General features: G+C 39.4%; 5 protein-coding genes. 3 read left to right on the top strand and 2 right to left on the bottom strand.

The window, feature by feature from the left end; all coding sequences use genetic code 11:
* The coding region (locus C200_RS16920; RefSeq protein WP_152498689.1) for a helix-turn-helix domain-containing protein at positions 1 to 88 on the bottom strand (88 nt) is incomplete at its 3' end.
* A 215-nt stretch (positions 89 to 303) separates the two neighbouring features.
* Here C200_RS16920 and C200_RS09020 point away from each other — a divergent pair.
* Both C200_RS09020 and bfr read left to right on the top strand, forming a co-directional pair.
* Positions 304 to 489, top strand: a complete 186-nt coding sequence (locus C200_RS09020) for a (2Fe-2S)-binding protein (protein ID WP_016211856.1) — start codon at positions 304 to 306, stop codon at positions 487 to 489.
* Between the two features lie 126 nt (positions 490 to 615).
* Entirely contained in the window at positions 616 to 1083 is a 468-nt protein-coding gene (bfr, locus tag C200_RS09015) for a bacterioferritin (protein ID WP_016211855.1), read from the top strand.
* Here bfr and C200_RS09010 read toward each other — a convergent pair.
* Positions 1080 to 1958 carry an endonuclease/exonuclease/phosphatase family protein gene (locus tag C200_RS09010; protein WP_016211857.1) on the bottom strand — a complete coding sequence of 293 codons (879 nt, stop codon included), beginning with the start codon at positions 1956 to 1958 and terminating at the stop codon, positions 1080 to 1082. The two genes, bfr and C200_RS09010, sit on opposite strands and share 4 nt — an antisense overlap.
* Before the next feature lie 235 nt (positions 1959 to 2193).
* On the opposite strand from C200_RS09010, the gene C200_RS09005 reads away from it, so the two are divergent.
* Entirely contained in the window at positions 2194 to 3516 is a 1323-nt protein-coding gene (locus tag C200_RS09005; RefSeq protein WP_016211854.1) for an MFS transporter, read from the top strand.
* Positions 3517 to 3671 lie beyond the last annotated feature (155 nt).

The following is a 3671-nucleotide window of genomic DNA, read 5'->3' as shown; positions in this document are numbered from 1 at the left end:
CTCTAGCAATTGATCTGAGCGAGTCTCCCTCTGATAACCGTTGTTCGATATAAAAACGATCTTTTTCATTTAAGTGCCGATAAACCATCTCTACCCTCTAAGTCAAAAGGCGAACTAGAGAGTTTATCTGTATGAATATGAACTCTCTACTGAGTGTTGCACTTCAGATGACGGAGGGCGTTTTGTACTACAACTTAATACAGAGCAGGCAGATGAGAATTGATGTATGTAAGAATAAGTTGTTATTGATAATGCTTATCATTTATATTACTATTATCAATAATGTAGCAAGTAGGAGTCTTTATGTACGTTTGTATTTGTAATCGGGTAACAGACAAGCAGATTTATCAGGCGGTTGAAGACGGTCGAGTGAGCTCTATGCGCGAGCTGTGTCGAGGGTATGGCGTCGCAATGCAATGTGGTCGCTGTGGTTCCTGTGCAAAAGAGATTTTAAAAGGTGCTTTAAGTCAACAGTGTAATGGCAGTTAGATAAAATTAATTAAATGGCTTTCGATTTAATATTATAGTTGTTGAAAAATAGTAATTCGTGTCTTGGCAAAAGACGACCTTTGGGGTATTGTCCTTGATATTATAATTAATATAGAGGGCTGACCGATGAAAGGCGATAGTAAAGTCATTGAACACCTCAATGCAATTCTAAAAAATGAACTGACTGTGATTAATCAATATTTTTTGCATGCGCGTATATTAAAAGACTGGGGGTTAATTAAGTTAGGTGAAAAAGAATATCAAGAGTCTTTGGAAGAAATGCGTCATGCCGATGAATTGATTGAGCGTATTTTATTTTTAGAAGGGCTGCCTAACTTGCAGGACCTAGGTAAGCTATATATTGGTGAAAATGTTGAAGAAATATTAAAATGTGATCGTAAAATGGAGTTGATCGCAATTCCGATGCTACGTGAGGCAATTAAGTGTTGTGAGGAAAAAACAGACTATATTTCTCGCGATCTTTTGATGAAAATACTCAGTGATGAGGAAGCACATTTGGACTTTCTTGATACTGAGTTAGGCCTTATTGCACGGATAGGCATAGAGAATTACCAGCAGTCGCAAATGGCCTAACTTGTCTTATTAAGAGTGAGTGAAATCGCAAAGTGATCGCTCGCTCCATCATAGTTAAATTCTTTTAGGTTCGATTGCATAAAAGCCTGTGGGCGCTCTAGTGTGTTTTGGTGTTGTTTTTCTATTGTTAGTGTTGAAGCTCGCCAGTGCGGGTTGTTTGAAAATTCTTTTGAAGTAAAAGCGAAGTCTAAACTGATAGGTGTTGTACCGGTTGGGCTATGGTGAAAATAAGTGGGTTCTGCAGGAAGATGAAACAAGGGAGTAAGTTCACAGTCTGTGACTAGGTCTTTAAATAGAGCATCACTCGGTTGAGTATTAAAGTCACCGACAATTAAAGCTGGCTCTGTACAGTGACTTAAGGCGGTTTTAAGACAGTGGGCGGCTTTGATGCGATCTGAGGGGTTATTACGCTTGGAAGGCCAGTGGTTGATTAGGAGATGAAGCAAGTCCCCTTGCAGAGTTTGAAATTGAATATTTAAAATATCTCGTGTTTTCTTGCTGGCTGGGACAAATAGGCTCTCTTGTTGGGTAATACTGAATAGCTCAGGGCGGTAAAGTACACCGACATGCATGCGTCTTGGGTCTGCGCTATCTGCTAGATGGCTGTGGTAATACAAACCGAGATTAGCGAGTTGTTGGCTTAAGTCGTGCATGGCTTCGGCAGAGTCAACCTCACCAATAGCGAGTATATCTGGGCCCTGATGCTGGTGAAATTGGCAAATCACTTGCGCAAGGTTATAGAGTTTTTGCTGGTAGCGCTCGTCTGTCCAGTATTTTAATGTTTTTTTATGGCGTTTTTTAAGCTTGCTTGAGCGTTTTGCTGTCTGGGGTAGAAGCAGATTTTCTAAATTCCACCAGCTGATGTTGTACTTCATAAGGGTCCTTAAAACGAAGGTTAGTACTCAGTTTAGCCTGACTCAATTTAACATAACTTTAGTTATAATCTCGATTTTTTCCTGATTTTATTTTGTCATGGATTTTTGTTTTTATAGTTGATGATTGTTTTATTACTTTTGGGCATTGAAAATTGAAAAGTGCGTGTTAGTTTATTAATTTATAGTGTGCTGTTATAGGCAAGGTAATTAAGAGTTAAACATTAGGAATGATGCTGTGACTATAAAAATCATGAATACAGAACTAAAACAGGGACAGTGGCGCCGTTATGTGGCTTGGTTGATGGCTTGTATATTTGGTATTTATCAGTTCTCTTTGCAAAGCGTCGGTGGCTTAATGACCCATGAATTAATGCGTGGCTTTGATTTGAATGCAGTGAGTGTTAGCTATGTTTTATCATCATTTTTCTATGTTTTTTTGATTATGCAGATTCCGGCAGGACTTATTCTTGATCGTTATGCGAAGTGTTATATTTTACCCACAGCGGCAGCCTTGTGTGCAATAGGTTGCTTTATTTTTGCAAGTGCAGATCATTTATCTTGGTTGATTATCGGCCGTATGTGCACAGGCATTGGTGGTGCTTTTGGCTTTATTGGCATTTTAAGTGCAGCGCGGAGTTATTTTCCACTGAGATTCTTTGCTGTGATTGTTGGTATTTCTGAGTGTATTGGTTTTCTAGGTACAGCATTAGGAGAACATAGTTTTGCTATGTTATTACAAGGTATTGGTTGGCGAGGGGCAATGAATGCCGTAGGAGTGATCGGGGTGGTTGTCAGTCTTGGATTATTGATTGCTTTACACCCGAAAGTAGCGCCTAAACATGATTACAGCCCGCCAGTAAAGGGAGAGTCGGTTTGGAGTCACCTAAGGGTGATTGTGCATGAGCCCTGTCAATGGTTGGTTGGAGTGATCAGCTTTTGCCTATTTTCACTTATTTCTGTATTTGCTGCTTTATGGGGCGCTCCTGCATTAGCGCGCATTTATAACTTGAATCTTAGTGATGCAGCATTATCCGTGTCTGCTATATTTATTGGTATTGCTATAGGTGCATCCTTGATGGGAAGTGTTGCACATTCAGCGCGTTTGCAGCCTATGGCAATGATGATCGGTAGCTTTATTGCTGCTATTTTTATGGCGGTGATTATTTTTTATCCGCGTTATTTAAACTTTAGTGGCCTGCTTGTCTTGTTAGTTTTAACGGGTATTGCCTCGAGTGGTTATGTGATTTGTTTTGCATTTTCAGGGCAAATTGCCGCGCCGGGAGCAGGCAGTGCAAGTGTGGGTTTTGTAAATATGATTACCATGAGTGCTGCTTTAATCATGCAGCCGGTGATGGGAAGTTTGATTGGCTTACATGGACCTTTGAATGTCATTGATGGCTCACCTATTTATGCGATAGCAGATTACCAGAGAGGGGGAGGTGTTATTGTTGTTTTATTTGTGCTTGCTTTTTTTGCTAGTGCGTTTTTGCAAATAGTCTCGTCACGGCAATCATTAGGTCACTTATTAGTAAGGCTAGATGCTAGAGATAAACGTTAAAAAAAATTAATATTATATTGATTAATGTAAATCAATAGCGAGAAGCGTGATTTGGCTTTCTTATAAATAACAGTGATGGTTGACGATATATGAGTGGATAGTTCGATGCTGTATATAAAATTTTATTTTTATTGTTAGGCTCCGTTGACATTTCA

Source organism: Piscirickettsia salmonis LF-89 = ATCC VR-1361, assembly GCF_000297215.2.
In the GTDB taxonomy this organism is placed as follows: Bacteria; Pseudomonadota; Gammaproteobacteria; order Piscirickettsiales; family Piscirickettsiaceae; genus Piscirickettsia; species Piscirickettsia salmonis.
This window is presented reverse-complemented; position numbering and strand designations above follow the sequence as displayed.